The organism is Methylobacterium sp. J-076, assembly GCF_022829405.1.
Lineage (GTDB): Bacteria > Pseudomonadota > Alphaproteobacteria > Rhizobiales > Beijerinckiaceae > Methylobacterium.
Map to the genome: position 1 here is coordinate 1 of NZ_JAKSXW010000103.1, position 533 is coordinate 533.

The 533-nt window shown below is 75.8% G+C and carries 1 protein-coding gene; it reads left to right on the forward strand.

Annotation, left to right across the window (positions count from 1 at the left end):
* Nucleotides 1–297: 297 nt before the first annotated feature.
* Complete coding sequence (locus tag MKK53_RS09630) at nt 298–450, forward strand: hypothetical protein (protein ID WP_243928480.1); 153 nt, start codon at nt 298–300, stop codon at nt 448–450.
* Nucleotides 451–533: the final 83 nt, after the last annotated feature.

Genomic DNA, 533 nt, shown 5'->3' on the forward strand with positions numbered 1-533 from the left:
CCGACCTGATGATCCCCCAGGCGCTGGACTACCTCCGCACCTGCCGCCGCCCCGGCCCCGACCTCGCCGCCGGGCAGGAGACCCGGCGGCAGTGAGCAGCGTGAGCGACGACGCCTTCCCTCCCCCCTCTGCGGGGGAGGGAGGCCCCGCCGTGAGGCGGGGGCGGGAGGAGGCAACCCGTCTTCCGAATGGGGCGCTTCAGCGCGGCGGGGCGGTTGTTGGTCCTGCACCGGCGCCTCCCTCTCCCACCCCCCTTCGCGGGCCACGCCCCCCCGAGGAGGGGGCAGGGCTACGGCGGTGGAATGGGCACCCCCTACTAGAATCCCCTTCCTCACCCGCCGCTCTTCCGCACTGAGCTACCTGCTGATCCCCCAGGCGCTGGACTCCCTCCGCACCCGCCGCCGCCCCGGCCCCGACCTCGCCGCCGGGCAGGAGACCCGGCGGCAGTGAGCAGCGTGAGCGACGACGCCTTCCCTCCCCCCTCTGCGGGGGAGGGTGGCCCCGCCGTGAGCCGGGGTCGGGAGAGGGCAACC